Annotated in this window: 18 protein-coding genes and 1 other RNA gene; 3 read left to right on the top strand and 16 right to left on the bottom strand. The window is 65.9% G+C overall.

What is annotated here, in order from left to right; all coding sequences use genetic code 11:
- Positions 1-276 precede the first annotated feature (276 nt).
- The 14 genes from mraY to VW23_RS25550 form a co-directional block, all read right to left on the bottom strand.
- A complete protein-coding gene (gene mraY, locus VW23_RS25615; protein ID WP_055880134.1) occupies positions 277-1,362 on the bottom strand; it encodes a phospho-N-acetylmuramoyl-pentapeptide-transferase in 1,086 nt (361 codons plus the stop codon).
- A gap of 34 nt (positions 1,363-1,396) precedes the next feature.
- Positions 1,397-2,815: a UDP-N-acetylmuramoyl-tripeptide--D-alanyl-D-alanine ligase gene (locus VW23_RS25610; protein WP_069912313.1), complete on the bottom strand. Its 1,419-nt coding sequence runs from the start codon at positions 2,813-2,815 to the stop codon at positions 1,397-1,399.
- Positions 2,816-2,820: 5 nt separating this feature from the next.
- A complete protein-coding gene (locus tag VW23_RS25605; RefSeq protein ID WP_069912314.1) occupies positions 2,821-4,263 on the bottom strand; it encodes a UDP-N-acetylmuramoyl-L-alanyl-D-glutamate--2,6-diaminopimelate ligase in 1,443 nt (480 codons plus the stop codon).
- A gap of 25 nt (positions 4,264-4,288) precedes the next feature.
- Positions 4,289-6,013 carry a peptidoglycan D,D-transpeptidase FtsI family protein gene (locus VW23_RS25600; protein WP_069912312.1) on the bottom strand — a complete coding sequence of 575 codons (1,725 nt, stop codon included), beginning with the start codon at positions 6,011-6,013 and terminating at the stop codon, positions 4,289-4,291.
- Positions 6,014-6,388, bottom strand: coding sequence for a cell division protein FtsL (ftsL, locus tag VW23_RS25595; RefSeq protein WP_069912311.1), 375 nt, complete (start codon positions 6,386-6,388; stop codon positions 6,014-6,016).
- Positions 6,385-7,371 (bottom strand): 16S rRNA (cytosine(1402)-N(4))-methyltransferase RsmH, encoded by a 987-nt coding sequence (gene rsmH / locus VW23_RS25590; RefSeq protein WP_069912310.1) that lies wholly within the window; start codon positions 7,369-7,371, stop codon positions 6,385-6,387. The genes ftsL and rsmH overlap by 4 nt, the downstream gene beginning before the upstream one ends.
- Positions 7,372-7,449: 78 nt before the next feature.
- Positions 7,450-8,427 carry an NAD(P)-dependent alcohol dehydrogenase gene (locus VW23_RS25585; RefSeq protein WP_069912309.1) on the bottom strand — a complete coding sequence of 326 codons (978 nt, stop codon included), beginning with the start codon at positions 8,425-8,427 and terminating at the stop codon, positions 7,450-7,452.
- Positions 8,427-8,654 carry a helix-turn-helix transcriptional regulator gene (locus VW23_RS25580; RefSeq protein WP_055880152.1) on the bottom strand — a complete coding sequence of 76 codons (228 nt, stop codon included), beginning with the start codon at positions 8,652-8,654 and terminating at the stop codon, positions 8,427-8,429. Before VW23_RS25580 ends, VW23_RS25585 begins: the two co-directional genes overlap by 1 nt.
- A 5-nt stretch (positions 8,655-8,659) precedes the next feature.
- Positions 8,660-9,085 (bottom strand): hypothetical protein, encoded by a 426-nt coding sequence (locus VW23_RS25575; protein WP_069912308.1) that lies wholly within the window; start codon positions 9,083-9,085, stop codon positions 8,660-8,662.
- A 201-nt stretch (positions 9,086-9,286) separates the two neighbouring features.
- An RNA gene (gene rnpB / locus VW23_RS25570) (RNase P RNA component class A) lies at positions 9,287-9,670 on the bottom strand.
- A gap of 60 nt (positions 9,671-9,730) precedes the next feature.
- Positions 9,731-10,429, bottom strand: coding sequence for a J domain-containing protein (locus VW23_RS25565; protein ID WP_069912307.1), 699 nt, complete (start codon positions 10,427-10,429; stop codon positions 9,731-9,733).
- Between the two features lie 156 nt (positions 10,430-10,585).
- Positions 10,586-11,335 carry a flagellar biosynthesis protein FlhF gene (locus tag VW23_RS25560; protein ID WP_069912306.1) on the bottom strand — a complete coding sequence of 250 codons (750 nt, stop codon included), beginning with the start codon at positions 11,333-11,335 and terminating at the stop codon, positions 10,586-10,588.
- Between the two features lie 151 nt (positions 11,336-11,486).
- Positions 11,487-12,386, bottom strand: coding sequence for a methylenetetrahydrofolate reductase [NAD(P)H] (metF, locus tag VW23_RS25555; RefSeq protein ID WP_069912305.1), 900 nt, complete (start codon positions 12,384-12,386; stop codon positions 11,487-11,489).
- On the bottom strand, positions 12,383-13,345 hold the full coding sequence (locus tag VW23_RS25550) for an ArsR/SmtB family transcription factor (RefSeq protein WP_069912304.1): 963 nt from the start codon (positions 13,343-13,345) through the stop codon (positions 12,383-12,385). The genes metF and VW23_RS25550 overlap by 4 nt, the downstream gene beginning before the upstream one ends.
- A 105-nt stretch (positions 13,346-13,450) precedes the next feature.
- On the opposite strand from VW23_RS25550, the gene VW23_RS25545 reads away from it, so the two are divergent.
- Both VW23_RS25545 and VW23_RS25540 read left to right on the top strand, forming a co-directional pair.
- Complete coding sequence (locus VW23_RS25545; protein WP_069912303.1) at positions 13,451-14,977, top strand: winged helix-turn-helix domain-containing protein; 1,527 nt, start codon at positions 13,451-13,453, stop codon at positions 14,975-14,977.
- 80 nt (positions 14,978-15,057) lie between these two features.
- On the top strand, positions 15,058-15,669 hold the full coding sequence (locus tag VW23_RS25540) for a hypothetical protein (RefSeq protein ID WP_069912302.1): 612 nt from the start codon (positions 15,058-15,060) through the stop codon (positions 15,667-15,669).
- Positions 15,670-15,734: 65 nt separating this feature from the next.
- Here VW23_RS25540 and VW23_RS25535 read toward each other — a convergent pair whose 3' ends face one another.
- Both VW23_RS25535 and katG read right to left on the bottom strand, forming a co-directional pair.
- The gene (locus VW23_RS25535; RefSeq protein ID WP_069912301.1) at positions 15,735-16,865 is read right to left on the bottom strand and encodes a DUF2336 domain-containing protein; all 1,131 of its coding nucleotides are present in this window, start codon (positions 16,863-16,865) and stop codon (positions 15,735-15,737) included.
- Positions 16,866-17,007: 142 nt separating this feature from the next.
- Positions 17,008-19,179, bottom strand: a complete 2,172-nt coding sequence (gene katG, locus VW23_RS25530; RefSeq protein WP_069912300.1) for a catalase/peroxidase HPI — start codon at positions 19,177-19,179, stop codon at positions 17,008-17,010.
- A gap of 181 nt (positions 19,180-19,360) precedes the next feature.
- On the opposite strand from katG, the gene VW23_RS25525 reads away from it, so the two are divergent.
- Positions 19,361-20,254, top strand: a complete 894-nt coding sequence (locus VW23_RS25525) for a hydrogen peroxide-inducible genes activator (RefSeq protein ID WP_069912299.1) — start codon at positions 19,361-19,363, stop codon at positions 20,252-20,254.
- Positions 20,255-20,545: the final 291 nt, after the last annotated feature.

The raw sequence follows: 20,545 nt of genomic DNA, 5'->3' as shown, positions 1-20,545 counted from the left end.
CTGTCGCGGCACGGCACGTGCCCTGGCCCTGCCCATCGAGGTCTCTGCAAGTCCCCCAAACTCGGTGTCATCCCCGCGAAAGCGGGGAACTCCGTTTGCGATCGCGCAAGGGGCTAAGAAAACAGAGGTTCCCGCTTTCGCGGGAATGACCCGGTGGGTGGCGCACGACCTCGCTTGGCATCCCGCTAGGTTCCCGCTTTCGCGGGAGTGACGTCCGTGTGCGTTGCCGCTTGCGATTCATTCCCGCTTCGCGTCCATCGCGACAGCGATACGCCGTCAGCGCAGCTTCAGCGAGCTCAGCCCGATCAGGGCGAGGACGAAGCTGATGATCCAGAAGCGGATCACCACCTGGCTTTCGGTCCAGCCCATCATTTCGAAATGGTGGTGGATCGGCGCCATCTTGAACACGCGCTTGCCGGTGAGCTTGAACGACACCACCTGCACGATCACCGAGACGGCTTCGAGCACGAACAGCCCGCCGATAATGGCGAGAACGATCTCATGCTTGGTAGCGACCGCAATGGTGCCGAGCGCGCCGCCGAGGGCGAGCGAGCCGGTATCGCCCATGAAGATCTGCGCTGGCGGGGCGTTGAACCACAGAAAGCCGAGGCCGGCGCCGATCAGCGCGCCTGAGACCACCGAGAGTTCGGCGGTGCCGGGGACCGGATTGAGGAACAGATATTCCGAGAAAGTCGCCGAGCCGACGAGATAGGCGATGAGCCCGAAGCAGGCGGCAGCCACCATCACCGGCACGATCGCGAGGCCATCGAGACCGTCGGTGAGGTTCACCGAATTGCCGGCGGCGACCACCACGAAGGCGCCAAACAAGACGAAGAACCAGCCGAGGTTGATCGCCAGCCCTTTGACGAACGGGAAGAACAGCGAGGTCGAGGTCGCGGGGTCGCCCAGCACCGAGATGAAATAGCAGGCTACCGCGCCGATGATCGCCTCGAGGATCAGCCGCTGCCGGCCGGAAAAACCGGCATGCGACATGCGCTTGACCTTGAGGTAATCGTCGTAAAGCCCGATGGCGCCGAACGAAACGGTAACGCCGAGTACCACCCAGACATAGCCGTTCGAAAGGTTCGACCAGAGCAGGATCGAGATTACTGTCGCCGACAGGATCATCAGCCCGCCCATGGTGGGCGTGCCCTTCTTGGTCAGCAGATGCCCGGCCGGGCCATCCTCGCGGATCGGCTGGCCCTTGCCCTGGCGGATGCGCAGCGCAGCAATCATGCCGGGGCCGAACAGGAACACGAAGAACAGCGCGGTCATCACCGCGCCGGCCGTCCTGAAGGTGATGTAACGGAACACATTGAAGGCGGCGAGGCTATCGCCCAACTGCCCGAGGAAATACAGCATGCTGTTGGTGTCCCACCCGTCGGACTAGAGCGTCTTACTGGAAGCGCTCGCGGATCTTCTGCACCAGAGGTGAGAGGCGGACGCCTTTTGACCCTTTGACCATAACTGCGTCGCCATAGGCAAGCGCCGAGAGCACGGTATCACTGATCTCCTCGGCGCTCGGCATATGCGTCACAGCGGGAACGTCGCGATCGTTTTCGGCGCGGTGCCTGAGCTCATCGGCCAGCGAACGCATCGCCGCACCGACGAGGTAAATCTCACTGGCCCCGGTCTTCAGCACGGCATTGGCCAGCCCGGCATGCAGCTGCGGGCCCTGCGGGCCCATCTCCAGCATGTCGCCAAGCACCAGGAACTTGCGGCCGTCGGGCGGACGCACCGAGCGATAGAGATCCATTGCAGCGGTCATCGAGGCGACATTGGCGTTGTAGCTCTCATCGACCAGCAGCAGCGGCTTGGCGCTGGGGCCGAGCCGCAGGGTCAGCCCCCTGCCCTCCGGCGCCCCGAACTTGGCGAGCGCCGCGACCGCCGAGCGGGTGCCCTCGCCCGAGATCCGCGCCACCGCCAGCGCTGCCACGGCATTCGCCACCATGTGGCGGCCGGGCACCTGCAGCCTGAGATCGCAACGGTCGGCGCCGTGCGTCACCTCGGCCAGTGTCGTCGAGGCTGAGGTGTCGACCCGGCCGATATGCCAGTCGGCGCTCTCGTCGAAGCCATAGGTCACCACGTTTGCCACGCCTGCCGCCCGGGCGTGGGCGAACAGGATATGCAGGTGGTCGTGGTCGGCGTTGAGCAGCGCCGTGCCGCCCGGCTCGAGCCCGAGGAAAATCTCGGCCTTGGCCGCGGCGATATCGGCAACTGAGTTGAAGAACTCGAGATGCGCCGCCGCCACGGTGGTGATGACCGCGACATGTGGCCGGACCATCTGCACCAGCGGCGTGATCTCGCCGGCATGGTTCATGCCGATCTCGAACACCCCGAACTGCGCTTCGCGCGGCATCCGCGCCAGCATCAGCGGCACGCCCCAATGGTTGTTGAAACTCTTGATCGAGTAATGCGTCTCGCCGGCGGCGGCGAGCACGGTGCGGATCGCTTCCTTGGTGGTGGTCTTGCCGGCGCTGCCGGTGACCGCGATGATCTGGCCGCGATTGCGGGCCCGCGCCGCGATGCCGAGCTGCTCCAGCGCCTTCAGCGTATCGAGCACGACGATCAGGTTCTTGCCACCATGCGCGGCGTGATAGGCCTCCGACACCAGCGCAGCCGTGGCGCCGGCCTCGATCGCCTTGCCGACGAAATCGTGCCCGTCATGGGTGTCGCCGCGGATGGCGACGAACAGCGCCTCGGGGGCGATTTCGCGGGAATCGATCGAGATCGAGGCGATCGGGCCGTCCGACAGGCCTTCGGGCCGGCCGCCGGTGGCTTTGACGACCTCGGCGACGGTCCAGAGCGGTCGCATCGGCGCTACAGTCCTTTCAGCGTCTCCAGCACCACTTCGTGGTCGGAGAAATGGTGCTTGGTGGTGCCGATGATCTGATAGTCCTCGTGGCCCTTGCCCGCAATCAGCAGCACGTCGCCCGGCTCTAAACGTGCAATGCCGGTCTCGATAGCCTTGCGGCGATCGCCGACCTCGAGGGCCTTGGGCACCGCGGCGAGGATTTCGGCACGAATCGTCGCCGCATCCTCGGTGCGCGGGTTGTCGTCGGTGACGATCACGTCGTCAGCCAGCCGCTCAGCCACGTCGCCCATGATCGGGCGCTTGCCCTTGTCGCGGTCGCCACCACAGCCGAACACCAGGCGCAGCTTGCCGCCGGCATAGGGCCGGAGCGATTCAAGCGCCGTCTCAAGCGCTACCGGCTTGTGCGAGTAATCGACAAAGATCGCCGCGCCATTGTGCTCAGCCACCAGCTCGAGCCGCCCTTTGGCGCCCTGGAGCTGCTCCAGCGCCTTCACCGCCTTGTCGGCGGGCGCGCCGGTGGCGACGGCCAGCGCCAGCGCCACGGCGGCATTGTTGACCTGGAACGCGCCGGTCAGCGGCAACAGGAAGCTGACCGGCTCCCCTACCATGCGGCCGATGACCCGCTGGCTATAGCCCTCGTTGCGGATCTCGGTGAGTTCGAGGAACGCCCCTTCCTTGCCCACCGTCATCAGCGTCGCACCGCGATCGAGCGCCGCGAACAGGAACGGCATATGCTCGGGGTCGTCAGCATTGACCACCGCAGCGCCGCCTTCGGCGATCAGGTCGGTGAACAGCCTGAGTTTCGCGTCCCGGTAGGTGTCCATGTCGCGATGATAGTCGAGATGGTCGCGGCTGAGATTGGTGAAGGCCACCGCGTTGAAGCGGATGCCGTCGACCCGCCGCTGGTCGAGCCCCTGGCTCGAAGCCTCCATGGCGATATGGCCGATGCCTTCGGCCCTGAGCTCGCCGAGGTCGCGATGCAGCGACAGCGCGTCCGAAGTGGTGAGTTCGCGCGGCCGGATGCCGGCGCGGGTCTCGACGCCGACCGTGCCGAGACTGGCCGCGGCGATGCCACAGGCGTCCCAGATCTGGCGCACGAATGAGACGATCGAGGATTTGCCATTGGTGCCGGTGACGGCGACCGAGACGTCGGGCTGCGGCGCAAATTGCCGAGCCGCCGCCTGTGCATAGGCGGCGCGCACATCCTCGACCAGCACCACCGGAATGCCAGGGTCGGCTTCCGGTTGGCGATCGCTGATCATCACGCTGGCGCCGCGGCCGACGGCCTGCGCCGCAAAGCCATCGCCATGGACGCGTGTGCCGGGCAGCGCAAAGAACGCCTCGCCGCGCCCAATAGCGCGGCTATCGGAATTGATGCCCTCGACCTCGATGGCTGGGACGGTAGGGGCTCCTGCCCCTTTCAGCAGTTCTGTGAGCGCGAAAGGCACGTCCACGCTTTCTTCTCGAATGGCTTCAGCGGAGTTCGACTGGGACAAGGCTTGTATCCAACATTTCGCTGAAGTCGGGCGCGATTCCAAGCATCGGCGCAACCCTCTGCACCACACGGCCGGTCACCTGGCCGGCGTTCCAGCCCGCGGTATGGCCCGACTGGGCGTTTTCGTCCTGCGGTTCGTCGACGATGATGACCATGGCGTAGCGCGGGTTATCGAGCGGGAAAGCCGAGGCGAACACCGCGAAGGTCTTGTCGGAAGAGTATGTCCTTCCCACGACCTTTTCGGCGGTACCGGTCTTGCCGCCGACCCGGTAGCCGTTGGCCAGCTTGTTCATCTGCGTGCCCGAGCCCTCGAGCGCGTTGAGCCGCATCAGGTAGCGGATTTCGGCGCTGGTACCGGGCGAAATCACCTGCTCGTAGAGCTGGCGCGCGTCGGCTTCGCTGCGCTTGTAGAGCGTCGGCGGCACCATATTGCCGTCGTTGACGAAGGCGGCGACGGCGCGAACCATGTGCAGCGGCGACACCGACAGGCCGTGCCCGAAGCTCGAGGTCGCAGCGACAATCTCGGAGAACTTGTCCGGCACCTTGGGCTTGCGCATCTCGGGCAGCTCGAACGGCACCGGCTTGTCCATACCGATCCTGCCCAGGAAGGCGCGGAAGTCGTCCTTGCCCAGCTGCTGCATGATCTTGATGGTGCCGATATTGGACGAGTATTTGTAGACCTCGGGCACACTCAGCACGCGGTGCTTGCCGTGGAAATCGTCGATGGTGAAGCGGCCGAAACGCACCCCGAAGCGGGCGTCGAACTGGTCGGTGATCCGCACCTTGCCGCTATCCAGCGCCCCGGCCAACGTCACCGTCTTGAAGGTCGAGCCCAGCTCGTAAATGCCCGAGGTGATGCGGTTGAAGCGGTCGTTCTTCACCCCGTTATAGTCCTGGAACAGGGTCGAGGGGTTGTTCGGGTCGAAATCCGGCAGCGAGGCGAGCGCGACGATCTCGCCGGTCTTCACGTCCATCATCACGCCGGCAGCGGCAATGGCCTTGTAGCGGACCAGCGCATCCTGCAGCGTCTCGTACATCACGTGCTGCACGCGCAGGTCGATGGCGAGATTCACCGGCGTCATTTCATTGCCGCGCGCCAGGCCGATCGACTGCAGCAGCGCCAGGCTGTCATCGTCCATGTGCTTTTCGATGCCCATGGTGCCCTGGTTGTCGATATTGACCGAACCAAGGATGTGCGACGCCTCCTGCCCCGAGGGGTAGAAGCGCTTGCTCTCGGTAACGAAATCGAGCCCGGGAATGCCTAGCTGGAAGATCTTTTCTTCGATCGCCGGGGTCAGCTCGCGCTTCACCCAGACAAAGCCCTTGTCGCCGGTCAGACGCTTGCGCAGCCAATCCTCGTTGAGGTCTGGCAGCACGGTGCGGAGCTTCTGCACCGCCTCTTCAACATCGATGATGCGCCGCGGCTCGGCGAACAACGAAGGGACGCGGATATCGACCGCCATCTCGAGCCCGTTGCGGTCGAGCACCGGCGGGCGGCTGGCAGTGATGACATCGCGCTCGATGCCTTCGATGGTGGAATCGGTGACGGTGGCGCCGAGCTGGATCAGCCGGCCGCCGACCGTGCCGAACACCAGCACCAGCGCCACGATGACCCAGCGGATGCGCGCCTTGGTGAGGTTGCCACGTGCCTTCCGCCCGCCATCGAGCGAAATGGTCTCGGCGCCTTCGGTGATGATCGCCATCTAGTTGGCCTCGATCAGCTGTTCGATCGGGTCGATGCCCGCATCGAGCGAAGAAAGCAGCGCATCGAGCGCCGCGGTATCGGGGGCCGCCGGGCGCATCGGCAGGTTATCCATGCGGCCGAACTGATCCTGCGCCGTCGGCACCAAAGCCAGCGCCTCCTGGTGACGGGCAACGATCGGCGCCACGTGGGCGGGCTGGTTGAGATACGACCAATCGGCCTTGAGCAGGCTGAGATCGCCTTCCTGGCGGTCGATCTTGCGCTCCAGCGCCACCTTGGCGCTGGCGATGTCCTCGACCGAGTATTTGAGCGCGTAAACGCCGACCAGCCCGACGAGGCTGGTGCAGACCATCACGGCGTTGAGCATCTTGATCATGCGGCACCTCGCGACAGCGGCACGCCCAGCCCGGCGTAACTCATGACGCGCGCCGGAGCGGTAGTCCTGACGCCGGCGCGGAGCGTCGCCGAGCGCGAGCGTGGATTGCGCCCGAGTTCGGCGGCACCGGCCTTCAGAGCCTTACCGGCCCGGTCCCAGCGCGGCGCCTCGAGCATAACCTGCGGCAGGTGCCGCGACTGCGTCGGCGCGCCCTTTTCCGGATCGAAGAAGCGTTTGACGATCCGGTCTTCCAGCGAATGGAAGGTGACCACGGCAAGCCGCCCGCCCTCGGCCAGTAGCCGCTCGCTGGCGAACAGCCCGCCGACCAGCTGGTCGAATTCGCCATTCACCGCGATGCGCAGCGCCTGAAAGCTGCGGGTCGCCGGGTGGGCGTCGCCTGGCTTGCGGCCGATGGTCTTTTCGATGAGCCGCGCCAGCTGCGTCGTGGTCGCGATCGGCGCGTTAGCGCGCGCTGCGACGACGGCGCTGGCGATACGGCGCGATTTGCGCTCCTCGCCGAAGGCGAACAGCAGGTTGGCGAGGTCAGATTCGGCGAGACTATTCACCAGATCGGCAGCGGACTCGCCATCCGACGACATCCGCATGTCGAGCGGGCCTTCCTGCATGAACGAGAAGCCGCGCGCTGCCTGGTCGAGCTGCATCGACGAAACGCCGATATCGAGCACCACGCCATCGACCGGGCCGTCAGCCAGCTCATCCAGATTGGAAAAGGTGCCGGGTACGAACTTGAAGCGATTCGGGAAATCGGCGCTGAGCCGCTCGGCGTGCGGCAGCACCGAGGGGTCGCGATCGACCGCCAGGACCGATGCACCGGCTTCCAGCAAAGCACGGGAATAGCCGCCGGCCCCGAACGTGCCATCGAGGATGCGCGCACCCTCGAGTGGAGCCAGCGCACCGAGCACCTCGGCCAGCAGCACCGGCACATGCGGCGCCTGGCTGTCGCTGCCCTTGGGCTCACTCATTCCCGCTCGAACTCCACGCCGGCGCCGCCGGTACAAAATCACCCATACCGGGTATCGGCGCACTTTGCGGCGGGGAGGTTAAGGTTCCATTGAGGTTACGGGCATGTTCACCACGATGGAACCGACCTTGTGGCCGGTCTCGACCCGCGCATGCGCCGCGGCAATCTCGGCCAGCTCATACTCGCGCTCGATAACAGTGCGGAGTTTCTCCTGTCGCACCCAGTCGAACAGCTGGACCAGGTCCTTGGCCTTATCGGCCGGACGCCTCAGGCCAGTTGCGGCAAAGCGGGCCCGGCGGCCAGTTTTGCGCAGCATCGAGGGCGACAGCATTGGTGTCGGGGAGAGGTAGATCCCCTCCGGCTTCAGTGCCGCGAGGCAGCGCGCGAAGCTGGATTTGCCGACCGTGTCGAAGATCACATCATAGGCCGCGTCGGCGGCGGTGAAGTCCTCTTTGGTGTAGTCAATCACCCGATCGGCACCGAGCGCGCGCACCAGTTCGACATTGCGCGTACTGGTGACACCGGTGACCACGGCGCCCATGGCTCGCGCCAGGTGTACGGCGGTAGTGCCGATGCTGCCTGACGCACCGTTGATCAGCACGTGCTGGCCCGCCTGCAGCCGCCCGTTGTCGCGCAGGAATGGCAGCGCCGTGAGTCCGCCGTCGCAGAGCCCGGCGGCGGCGCCGAACGCTACTCCATCCGGCAGTTTGACGATCGCGCCAGCCTGATCGAGCACGGCAAACTGAGCGTGCGCCGCAAGCTCGGGACCGGTTGAACCGGCCACCCGATCGCCGACGGCGAAGCCGGTGACCCCGGCCCCAACGCGAACCACAGTGCCGGCAAAGGCATCGCCGAGAATCGGCAGGCGCGGCTTGAACGGACCGGAGAACAGCCGCGCGATCCACAACTCGCCATTGCGGAACGCCACGTCGGAGGGCGTCACGACGCTGGCATGGATCTGCACCAGCATCTGCTCGGGCCCCGGTTCCGGCGTCGGCACCTCGCGAATGACAAGCGCCTCGGGCGGACCATAGCGGTCGACGATTGCAGCAAGCATCACTCGCCCTCCCCACGATACTGGAACACCTGCTCGAGCGGCACGCCGAAGGCCCGCGCCACCCGGAAGGCGACTTCGAGCGAGGGCGAGTAGCGCCCCTGCTCCATGGCGACGATGGTCTGGCGGGTGACGCCCACCTTCTCGGCCAGCGCCGCCTGGGTCATTTCGCCGGCATTGAAGCGCAGCGTGCGGATAGTGTTGTCGATCCGCGCCTGTCCCTTGCCCATGGCGCTCAGCCGATCCGGTAGTAGACTAGCCGCGAGCCGGCATCGACGACGCCGGCCAGCATCAGCCCACCGAACAGCACGTAGGCGGCTTCTGCCGGATCAGCGCCGAAGGCGAGGGTGAACAGGCTGGCGACACCGGCGATCGAGGCGACGAGATAGGCATTGCGCATGCCCTTCATGCCGACCGCCTTGTCGCGCTCGTCCGCCTTCTCGTCCTTGAACTCCTCGCGCCGGGCGATGGAGACGAGGATCGACATGACGATCATCGCCGCGATGTTGAACAGCACCACATAAAGGATAGCCCAGAGCAGCCGGCCGGCGACCGCCGCAACCGTCGCCGGCGGGTTGGTCAGCGCTTCGAAGATCACCCAGGCGCCGATCACGATCGCCGCGATGATATTCACCACGGCTTCCCATTCCTTGAAACTCATCTCGGCCTCCCAGCCTCGGTTCAGTGCTGGGAGGATGTGTAAGGAGAACACGACACTGTGTCAAGTTTTTCATACACCGTGTCGTAGATAGATGACTCGCAGGGCCAGCAGTCGGCGTCCCTCTCGCGCTTGCGGGGGAGGGAACGCCGCCTGCACGTGTCGGGTCCGCGCGGCCCACATAGTGGGCCGCTCGGCAAAGGAAATGCCAGTTGACCTATAAGCCGGGTTCTGTAGGGTCTGCGTCTCACGACGCTGACGTGGTGACCATTCATCTTTGACCGGCATTACTGCCGGCCTTATGCAACCAACCCGGATGACAAGCCTCGAAAACCGGCCGGGGCAAGCCCCACGTCATCCCTATTTGGTCTTGCTCCCGGTGGGGTTTGCCGTGCCGTCCCTGTTGCCAGGTCCGCGGTGCGCTCTTACCGCACCCTTTCATCCTTACCCCGCGCGAACGCGAGGCGGTTTGCTTTCTGTGGCACTTTCCCTGGGGTCGCCCCCGGCGGCCGTTAGCCGTCACCGTATTTCGATGGAGCCCGGACTTTCCTCTCCCACGGAAACAGGAGCGGCCACCCGGTCAACTGGCGAGGCGCATATGGGGGACGGCGCCGGGTCCAGTCAAGCGCGCAGTCAGGTTGCGCGCCGTCAGGCGGCGCGCTTCATGATCTGGTTGTAAGCGTTGTTGATCGCCGCCATGCGGGCGGTCGCCACGTCGATCAGTTCCTCGGGCACGCCCTTGGCAATCAACCGGTCCGGGTGATGCTCGGCCACCAGCAGACGATAGACCCGCTTCACCTCGTCGCGCTCCGCGCTGGGAGCAAGGCCCAGCACGATATAGGGGTCGGCCCCCTTGTCGAACAGCACGTGCTGCGAGGTCAGCTGCTCGAACCGCGCATCGTCGAAGCCGAAAATGTCGCTGACATTCTTCAGGTAATCGAGCTCGGCCTCGTGAATCATCCCGTCGGCAGAGGCGATGAAGAACAGGCTGTCGAGCACGTGCTCCAGCGTATCCGGGCTGTCGATGAAGAAGCGGCGCACCTTCTTGGCATAGGCCTCGTAACCGGCCACATCCTGCTGGGCGAGCTTGAACAGCTTGTCGACCTGCTCCTCGATGCCCGGCGGAATCTCGACGGTGCGCTGGAAGGCGCGCAGCTCCGAGGCGGTGACGACGCCGTCCGACACTGCCATCTTGGCCGATAGCGCAATCAGCGCCAGCGTGAACGCAGCATCGCGTCCACCCGGCAGCCAGGTGTCTGGATCCAGCGCGTTGATGATCGAGCCAACCAGCCCCGTGCGTTCGGTGGCCGATCCAATGAAGGCGCTAAGACGTTGCCAGACCGACATATGCCTCTCCGATCTCGGCGCACAATAGCCGCCGAACGGGAATTTCATAGCCATGAGACATGCGGCGGATTGCATCGTCGGCCCCTGAGGCATTTCGCCGTTTCGGCGAAAGCGCGCTAATGACGTTTCGGCCGCCTGGTGAGGCGGCCGCAGATTTCAGAAGAAGAAGAACTCGTCGTCCTCGGCCGGCCGCTTCTTCTTGTTCGGTCCCTCGTCGAGGTAGAACCCGTCGGGGTCGTAGCTGTCCTCGGCCGAGGTCTGCGACAACAGGCCCTTGCGCTCGAGATAATCGGCAAGCGAGCCCGAATCCCATTCCTCGAGCTGGTCGCCGGTGACGACCTCGTCGTCGCTGAGCGGGAACGGCTCGACGGCGGCGTTCTCCTGCTGCTTCACCTTGTTCTCGTCGAGGATCAGCGGCTTTTCGGCCGCCGGCAACGACGCGACGGCAGTAGTCTTGGGCCGCGCATCACGCGGCAGCGGCACCGGCGGGGTCTCGGTCGGAGCGACGGTCGCCACCTCGGTCGGCGCCTTGATCGGGGTCGTCGGCGAGATCGGCTTCAGCTTCACCGGCGCGGCCGGCTTGTCGGTCGTCGACGCGGCCGGCTTTGTGGGCGTCGCGCTGTCACCGTCGGAAATGTACGAGGGCAGCTTTTTGCCCTTGGAGAGCAGCTTGTCGACCGGGTCGGTGGTGACGCTGGCGGTCTCGATCGGATCGGTCGCCGCGGGCTTGGCGACCGCGGGAACCTTCAACAGGGGCTTGGTCGCGCCGGCGTCAGCCGTCGTCACGGCGCTGTTCGCCGTACCGCTGGTCGGGTTGCCGACGACCATGTTCGCGGCGGGCACCGCGAGGATGACGACGAGACCAGCCCAAGCCAGTCCGCCCTTCACCTTGCCATCGAGTTTCATAGGCTGCTGTCCTTCAACTTGCCCCCGTCCCCACTGCCCGACGGAAGCCAATTAACGTGGCCATTTTGTGGATGGCCGGGGCATTGCCCCACTCTGGACGCTGCCAGAGTCCACCTGAACGGACGCTGAACACGTTACCAGCGACTTCCACTCAGTCAGGTCTGGCCCCCAGCAGGCGCGCCAGTGCCAGAACCAGGTTCGAGCGGTTCAGCGTGTAGAAGTGGAATTCCGTAATCCCATTATCGACCAGTTCCAAGACCTGCTCGGCGGCGACCGCCGATGCAACCAGTGCATGGGTCTCGGGATCTTCTTCCAATCCCTCGAACCGCTCCGCCACCCAGCCGGGGATCGATGCGCCGCAACGCGCCGCAAACCCGGAGATCTGCTTGAACGAGTGGATCGGCTGGATGCCCGGCACGATCGGCGCGGCGATCCCGGCTGCCTGTGCCCGGTCGACGAGACGGAAATAGTCGTCATTGTCGAAGAACATCTGGGTGATGGCGCGGGTCGCGCCGGCATCGAGCTTGCGCTTCAGGTTGTCGATGTCCGCTTCCCAGTTCGGGCTCTGCGGGTGCTTTTCGGGATAGGCGGCGACCGAGATATCGAAATTGCCGATCTTGCGGATTCCCGCGACCAGGTCGGCGGCGTTCCGGTAGCCGTCGGGATGCGGTGTGAACGGCTTGCCGATACCCTCGGCCGGGTCGCCGCGCAGCGCCACGATGCGGCTGATCCCCGCCTCCTGGTAGCCACGCACCACCGCATCGACCTCGTCCCGCGTCGCACCGACGCAGGTGAGGTGGGCCGCTGCATCGACGCCGGTGTCGGCCTTCACCCGGCTCACCATCCTGAGCGTCCGCTCCCGCGTCGATCCGCCGGCCCCGTAGGTGACCGAGACGAAGCGCGGATGCAGCGGGGCGAGCTTATGGATCGAATCCCAGAACCGCTCCTCCATGACGTCGGTCTTGGGCGGAAAGAACTCGAACGAGACCTGGAATTTTGGCCGCTCGTCCGGGCGCCTGCGGCTCGGGCGGTCGGTGTAGTCAGTGCTCATATCGGGTTGTCCGTCTCGTCGGTGAGCCGCCAGAGGCACACGGTGAGCCCCTCGGTCGGATTGGTGGGTGGAAAGGATTTGAGTTCGCTGACCTGGAGGCCGGCGGCGCGGGCCCAGCCGGCCATCTGCGCCTCGCTGAGCCCGAGCCGACGATGTGCATGGTGCGAGCGCAGGAACTCGAGCCCATGCGGCGCGAAATCGACGATCAGCATCTCGCCGCCCGGCTTCAGCGCCCGGCGCGCCTGCGCCAGCACCCGGCCCGGGTCATCGAAATAGTGCAGCACCTGGTGGATCACGATCACGTCGGCTCGGCCGGCGCCGGCATCGACATCGGCAATGTCGCCGAGCCGCACCTGGGCATGGCCGATCGCGCACGATGCAAGCTTGGCCCGCGCCACCGCGATCATCTCGCGGCTCGCATCGATGCCGATGCCGCGCCGATAATGCCCGGCCAGCAGCTCGAGCATCCGGCCGGTGCCGGTGCCGAGATCAATCAGGGTGTCGACCACCCTGCCCTGCATCGCCTCGACGATGGCAGCTTCCACCGCCTCTTCCGGCACGTGCAGCGAACGCAACAGATCCCAGCTGTCGGCAACCTTGGCGAAATAGGCCGCCGCCTGCTCGGCCTGGTTGAGCCGCACCGCCTCGAGCCGCTGCCGGTCGCGCAGCCGCTCGGCATCGTCGGCCGACAGCCGGCCGATCAGCCAGCGCGCCAGATCGCCGCCTGGCCCTTCGGGCGCGAGGCCATAATAGGCCCAGGCGCCTTCGGCATTGCGGGTGATCAGCCCGGCGTCGGCCAGCAACTTCAGGTGACGCGACACCCGCGGCTGGCTCTGGCCGAGAATTTCGGTGAGGTCCTTGACCGACTGCTCGCCATCGGCCAGCAATGCCAGCAGCCGCAGCCGGGTGGTTTCCCCCGCCGCGCGCAGCACCCCAACCAAATCCGCCGTGTCGTTCATGCAGCCTCTCGAGATATAAAGATATCTTTATATCCCCTGCCGCGCAAGGTCTAGCCCCATGGCCGAGCTTGACTCAATCAGCCGCCAAACGGCTCATTCACCGGCATGGGAGAACGCATCGCTTTCGGTCCCTATCTGTTCGACATGACCAACTCCACGCTGTTGCGCGGAGACGACGTCGTGTCGCTCGGCGGCCGCGCCGCTGCCGTGCTGCAGACACTGCTCGAAGCCAACGGCGAGGTCGTCGCCAAGGCGCAGTTACTGGACCGGGCCTGGCCCGACACCATCGTCGAGGAAGGCAATCTCGCCGTCCAGGTCGCGACGCTGCGCAAGATCCTCGGCACTCGTCCCGATGGCGCCGAGTGGATCGGCAACGTGGCGCGGGTCGGCTACCGGCTGGTGCGCGACGCCGGCGGCGCCACATCCGGCATTCCCGCCGTCGCAGTGCTGCCCTTCGCCAACCTGAGTGGCGATGACCAGCAGGACTATTTCGTCGACGGCATTGTCGAGGAACTGATCGCGGCGCTGTCGCGCTTCAGGACCTTCGCGGTCATCGCCCGCAACTCCTCTTTCGCCTTCAAGCACCGCGCCGTGGACGTGCGCGAGGTGGCGCGCACCCTCGGCGCCCGCTACGTGCTGGAGGGCAGCGTTCGCCTTGCCGGACCGCGCGTCCGGGTGACGGCGCAGCTGATCGACGGCGCTTCCGGCTCGAGCCTCTGGGCCGAGAATTTCGACGGCGCGGTCGGCGATATCCTCGATTTCCAGGACAGCATCACCGAGGCGGTGATCGGGCTGATCGAGCCGCAGCTTCGCCGCGCCGAGATCGAGCGGGCCCGCCGCAAGCGGCCCGAAAACCTCGACGCCTACGACCTCTACCTGCAGGCGCTACCCTTCATGCAGGGTGTTCGAGTCGTACAGCTTCAGGACTTCGACCGGGCGATCGAGCTGCTCGAGCGGGCAATCGCCCTCGACCCGGATTTTGCCCCTGCCCTGGCCCTTGCCGCCTGGGCGCACGAGATGCGGCTGACCCGCGGCGGTAGCGCACCGCCTGAGGTTGATGACGCTGCAGCGGCGTTGCAGCTGGCGGCGCGGGGCCTCGCTGCCGACGGCAACGATCCGAACGTGATGCTGGTGGCCGGCATCGTCCGGCTGACCATTTCGGGCGAGCACGGAACCGGGCTGGCTTTGATCCGGCGCGCCCAGGCGGCCAACCCCAATAGCCTGCTGATCGCCAATGTCTCCGGCTACGCCCATTTCTTCATGGGCGACTATGACGGCGCCATCGCCAGTCACGAGCGTTTCCTGCAGCTGTCGCCCGGCCTTGCCGAGACGTTCTGGAGCCTCAACGGCATCGCCCGATCCCACCTCGCTGCTGGCCGCATCGAGGAAGCGCTGGCCTGGGGGCTGCGCGGCCTCGAGGCGTCTGAGGGCGTCGACTTCCCGCACTGCATCGTCGCCGCCGCCTATGCGCATCTGGGCCGCATCGATGAAGCACAGGCGCAACTGGCCCGCGCCCATGCGATCTGGCCGGACCTGACGATCTCGAGCCTCCTCGGACGCACCGGCCAACCGGACGGCCGCGACCGCGTGCTGGTCGAGGGGCTGCGCCTAGCGGGAGTGCGCGAACTTTAAGAACATTTCATCGCGCCCAAAGGACTGCGCGAGCGTAACTGAGGCACTCCTTGCCCCGCGGGGTGACAAGGAGACAGAGAATGGACGCCCTTCGACTGCTCGCCGGCGCCGCAACGGCGCTCGCCGGCCTGAGCCTGCCGGCGCTCGCCGCCGACTATGACTACCGCACCAACGCCAACGGCGACCTGGTGCTCCGCCTCTCCGGGCCGATCACTCCGGTCGATGGCGGCATCTTCCTCGCCGAAGTCAACCGCAAGCAGCCGCGGATCGTCGAGCTGAGCGGCCCCGGCGGCGATCTGCTGAGCGCGGTGCGCATCGGCGTCATCATCCACGAGCGCTACATGTGGACCCGCGCCGTCGGCGAGTGCCGCTCGGCCTGCGCCTATATCTGGATCGCCGGGCTGCACATGCAGGCCGACGAGGGCGTCAAAATCCTCAACCACCTGCCGGTGGCGCGCTATGGCGCCGGCCAGGGGATGCCCGATACCGAGGGCACGGCGCTGTTCGGCTGGTACCTCGGCCGGCTCGAGCTCAGCGTCGAGATGATGGAGGCCTTCCTCGACAAGGCCACCGCAACCGGGACGGTCGCCAACCAGTATTTCGATATGCTGGAATTCGCTGAGTACTGGAACGCGCCGGTGGAGATCGTTCCTCCGGAACCCCAATCCGTACGCGCTGCTCTGACCGAATGACGAAACGAAAAGAGGGCGATCCGTTGCGGGATCGCCCTGGAGGAAGTTGACAGTGTTCGGCGTATTCAGGCAGCGCCGACGACATCCTCGTTGGGAAGCCGGCGGCGGAAGGCGTGGGTGCGCCAGAGCTCGAAGATGCCGACCGCTTCGTCCTTGCTCAGCGCTTCGAAGCGCCGCCGGACATTCTGCAGGTCGGCCTGGCTCGGCAGATCTCGCCACGGCATCGAGGCGATCATCGCCTCGAACAGGTCGGGCTGGATGCCCAGGGCACGGAGCGCCACGGTGATCGCCACATAGTCCTGCATGGCGAGCCACTTGACGAAAACTTCGGGCCCGACGCGCAGCAGCATGGTCAGCGCCGCGGCGGTGTGATGACCATAGCCGAACCGAGCAAAGCGGATCAGTGCACGTTCATCGAGTTGCTTACGATCCGACAGCGCCTTCACCTGGTTATAGGCGACCTTCCACTCCTGGCTGGAGAAGCCGGCGCGGTTGCGCATGCGGTTATAGACTACTGCCTGCACCTTGCCGACAGTGACCGGATCGACCCGCGGGTCGATGCGCGACATGGTCTCGCGCACCCGGTCGCCGACCGCTTCGATCTTGCCGCCGAGGCTCTTCCAATCGAGGTCCTCGCGGCCCCGGAGGTCGGCCGCGATAGCGGCATCGGACGCGGCGCGCTCGGCGAGCCTCTCCAGCGCCTGCTGGCCGATCTCGGCATTGGTGTTGCGCACCAGCTTGATCACCGAGGCAGTCTCGCCGTGTTCGACGATCGCCTCGCCCACCCGCTCCGGAACCTGCGTCCGGCCGGCAATGGCGATGCGGTGTTCTTCGGTCTGGTTGGCAATGATTTCGATCAGGTCGTCATCGCTCAGCACATTGGAGAACTCGAGCAGCGGCTGCGCCACCTCGATCTCGTCATTGGCGAGCTTGACCACCACATTGCCCGGCGCGCGGTCGAGCGGAGCGAGGAGCTTGGCCACATGGGCCCGCGCCTCGGATTCCACCAATTCGGCCAGCTGGCACAACACCTCGTCGTACTGCGCGACCTGCTCGTCATCGCAGCGATCCGACACGTAGGAGTAGAGCTGGGCCATGTTGCGGAACAGCTGATCGCGTTCCACGATGTTGGAGTCACCGTTGAGGACCCTGAACGTCGAGAACGCTCGGGTGGTGCCTTCTTCCATCTCAGTCATGTCACTTCCCTCCGGCTTCTGCCGTATGGGGGACAATTTGGCCCGGCAGTTAAGTGCGCGCGCTGAAGGTAAGGACGGAAATTTGATTCAAATTGCAGGGAGTTTGGTGAGGGCGTGTTAGCCGCCCTCACCACGAGCCAGATCAGGCCAGGTCGAACCGATCGGCGTTCATCACTTTGACCCAGGCCGCGACGAAATCCCTCGCGAACTTCTCGCTCGCATCGGACTGGCCATAGACCTCGGCCAAAGCCCGCAGCTGCGAGTGCGAGCCGAAGATCAGGTCGACGCGGGTGGCGGTCCATTTGGGTTCGCCCGTGACGCGATCGACGCCTTGGTAGACGCTGTGATCCTCCGAAGCCGGCCGCCACTTCGTCCCCATGTCGAGCAGGTTGACGAAGAAGTCGTTGCTCAAGGTCTCCGGCCGGTTGGTCAGCACACCATGTTGCGGCTGGCCCGCCTTGAGGGCGCGCAGTCCGCCCACCAGTACCGTCATTTCCGGCGCGGTCAGCCCAAGCAGCTGGGCCCGATCGACCAGGTTCTCTTCCGGCGACAGGCGCTGGCGCCCGCTCCAGTAGTTGCGGAAACCATCGGCGGTCGGCTCGAGCGGCGCAAACGACGCCGCATCGGTCTGCTCGACCGTCGCATCGGCGCGCCCTGGGGTGAACGGCACCACCAGCTCGAGCCCGGCATCCTTGGCCGCCTTCTCGATCCCAACCGAACCGGCGAGGACGATCAGGTCGGCCAGCGACACCGGCTTGCCGAACTCGGCCTGGATCGCCTCGAGATGGCCGAGCACTTTGCCCAACTGTTCGGGCTGGTTGACCGCCCAATCCTTCTGCGGCGCAAGCCGGATGCGGGCGCCATTGGCGCCGCCGCGCATGTCCGAACCACGATAGGTCGAGGCCGAGGCCCAGGCCGTGCTCACCAGTTCGGAGACCGTGAGGCCGGTGGCAAGAATCTTTGCCTTGAGCGCCGCGATGTCGGCGTCGTTGAGCAGCTCGTGCGTAACCGCCGGGATCGGATCCTGCCAGATCAGCTCTTCCGCCGGCACTTCCGGGCCGAGGTAGCGCACCCTCGGACCCATGTCGCGGTGCGTCAGCTTGAACCAGGCGCGGGCGAAGGCGTCAGCGAACTGATCCGGATTCTCGAAGAAGCGTCGCGAAATCTTCTCGTAGGCCGGGTCGATGCGCAGCGCCAGGTCGGAGGTCAGCATCGACGGGGCGTGGCGCTTCTCCTTGTCATGCGCATCCGGCACCGAGTGGGCGCCCATGCCGTGCTTGGGCGTCCACTGGTGCGCGCCGGCCGGACTCTTGGTCAGCTCCCACTCGTAACCGAACAGGTTCCAGAAAAAGTTGTTGCTCCACTTGGTTGGGGTCGAGGTCCAGGTGACTTCGAGCCCCGAGCCGATGGCGTCACCGCCCTTGCCGGTGCCGAAGGCGTTGACCCAGCCGAGCCCCTGTTCTTCGATCCCTGCTGCTTCCGGCTCGACGCCGACGAGCTTGGCGTCACCCGCGCCATGGGTCTTGCCGAAGGTGTGGCCGCCGGCAATCAGCGCCACGGTCTCTTCGTCATTCATCGCCATGCGAGCAAAGGTGTCGCGGATGTCGCGGGCCGAGGCCAGCGGGTCGGGGTTGCCGGCCGGACCCTCGGGATTGACGTAGATCAGGCCCATCTGCACGGCGCCCAGCGGGCTTTCGAGGTCGCGCTCGCCGCCATAGCGCTCCTCGTCGGAAAGCCACTCGCCTTCCTTGCCCCAGTAGATATCGAGCTCGGGCTCCCAAGTGTCGGCGCGGCCGCCGCCGAAACCGAAGGTCTTGAACCCCATCGATTCCAGCGCAACGTTACCGGTGAGGATCATCAGGTCGGCCCACGAGATGGCCGAGCCGTATTTCTGCTTGATCGGCCACAGCAGGCGCCGCGCCTTGTCGAGGTTGACGTTGTCGGGCCAGCTGTTGAGCGGCGCGAAACGCTGCTGCCCGCCGCCGCCACCGCCGCGGCCATCGGCGGTGCGATAGGTGCCAGCGCTGTGCCACGCCATGCGGATGAACAGCGGACCGTAGTGGCCGAAATCGGCCGGCCACCAATCCTGCGAGTCGGTCATCAGCGCCGTTAGGTCGGCCTTCAGCGCCGTTAGGTCGAGCGTCTTGAACGCCTGAGCGTAGTCGAAAGCCGAGCCCATCGGGTTGGACAGCGCAGTATGCTGGTGCAGCACCGACAGGTCCAACTGGTTCGGCCACCAGTCACGATTGCTGCGGCCCGCGCTGCCATGCGGCACCGGGCATTTGCCCGCACCACCTTCGTTCGCTGCGTCCATGGTCGTCTCCGTCCGTCTCGAGTTGTTCGTTGCGATAAGGCTTCCGGGTGACGTGGCAGTGACTGTTCGCGCGCTTGGTCGCGCTCAATCCCGGCCCCACACTTTGGAATAGTTCCATTGTGCCTCGGGCCAGGTGCATAATGCCAATTGATTGCGCTTCTAGCTGTGATAATTCAGAGTTATGATCACGCTTCGACAGATGCAGTATGCCGTGGCGCTGGCGGAAACCGGCCATTTCGGTCGCGCCGCCGAGCGCAACCACGTCACCCAGCCCGGCCTCAGCCAGCAGATCCGGCAGCTCGAGGCCCTGTGCGGCGGCCCGCTGTTCGATCGCCTCGGCAAATCGGTGCGACTCACCCCACTAGGCCGCGAGTTCATCGAGCGTAGCAGGCCGATTCTCGAGCAGACCGAGGGACTGCTGTCCTTCATCAGCGGCCAGCGCGGCAACCCGGCGCGCCCGCTGCGGCTGGGCGTCATCCCCACCGTGGCACCCTACCTGCTGCCGCACGTGTTCCCGGCGCTGCAGCGCGAGCTCCCCGAGCTGAGCTTCACCGTCTCAGAGAGCCGCACCGACGCGCTGGTCGACGGCCTCGCCGACGGCAGCCTCGACCTGGCGCTGATTGCCAGCGAGCCGAGGGCCGGCGGGCCCCGCCTTACCGCAGCTCCGCTGTTCGCCGATGAGTTCGTGCTCGCCACCGGCTCCGGCGACAGCGCCGAGGATCCGGTGCCGCTGGCCGAAATCGACGCCGACCGGGTGTTGCTGCTCGATGAAGGCCACTGCTTCCGCGAGCAGGCGATTGCTGCCTGCGCGCTCGATCCGGACGTGGCCAGGCGCACCTTCGCCGCCACCTCGCTCTCGACCATCGTCGAGTTCGTCGCCAACGGACAGGGCATCACGCTCTTGCCCGAAATCGCCCTGAAGAAGGAAGCCACCGGCGACCGTATCCGCATCCACCGGCTGCAATCGCCCGGCGCGCGCCGCCTGCTGTCGCTGGTCTGGCGCGAGGCCACGCCGTTCAGCGCGGTGTTCGAGCAGGTGGCGGAAACGATCCGGCGGGCACGGCCGGCGGTGTAGGAAGGTCGTTCGTCTGCCTCGAACCATGCTGCCCCTCACCCCAGCCCTCTCCCCAGCGGGGAGAGGGGGCGATGTGGCCCTGACCGCGCAACGTGCCTCCCCTCTCCCCTCCGGGCACCGGGTCAGGGTGAGGGGACGTTCACACGCGATTCTACGTCCTTCGTACGTGCTGCCCCGGATAAGCCACCCGCCCCCAGCTGCGGACCCTCACCGCGTCGCCCACCCGGATCGCTCCCTCGCCCTCGACCCATCCGTCCAGCACGCGCCTGCACCACGCCTCCTCGACCCAGC

Source organism: Devosia insulae DS-56 (assembly GCF_000970465.2).
GTDB lineage: Bacteria > Pseudomonadota > Alphaproteobacteria > Rhizobiales > Devosiaceae > Devosia_A > Devosia_A insulae.
The sequence above is the reverse complement of the archived record's forward strand: the minus strand, read 5'-3'. Positions and strand labels throughout refer to the sequence as shown.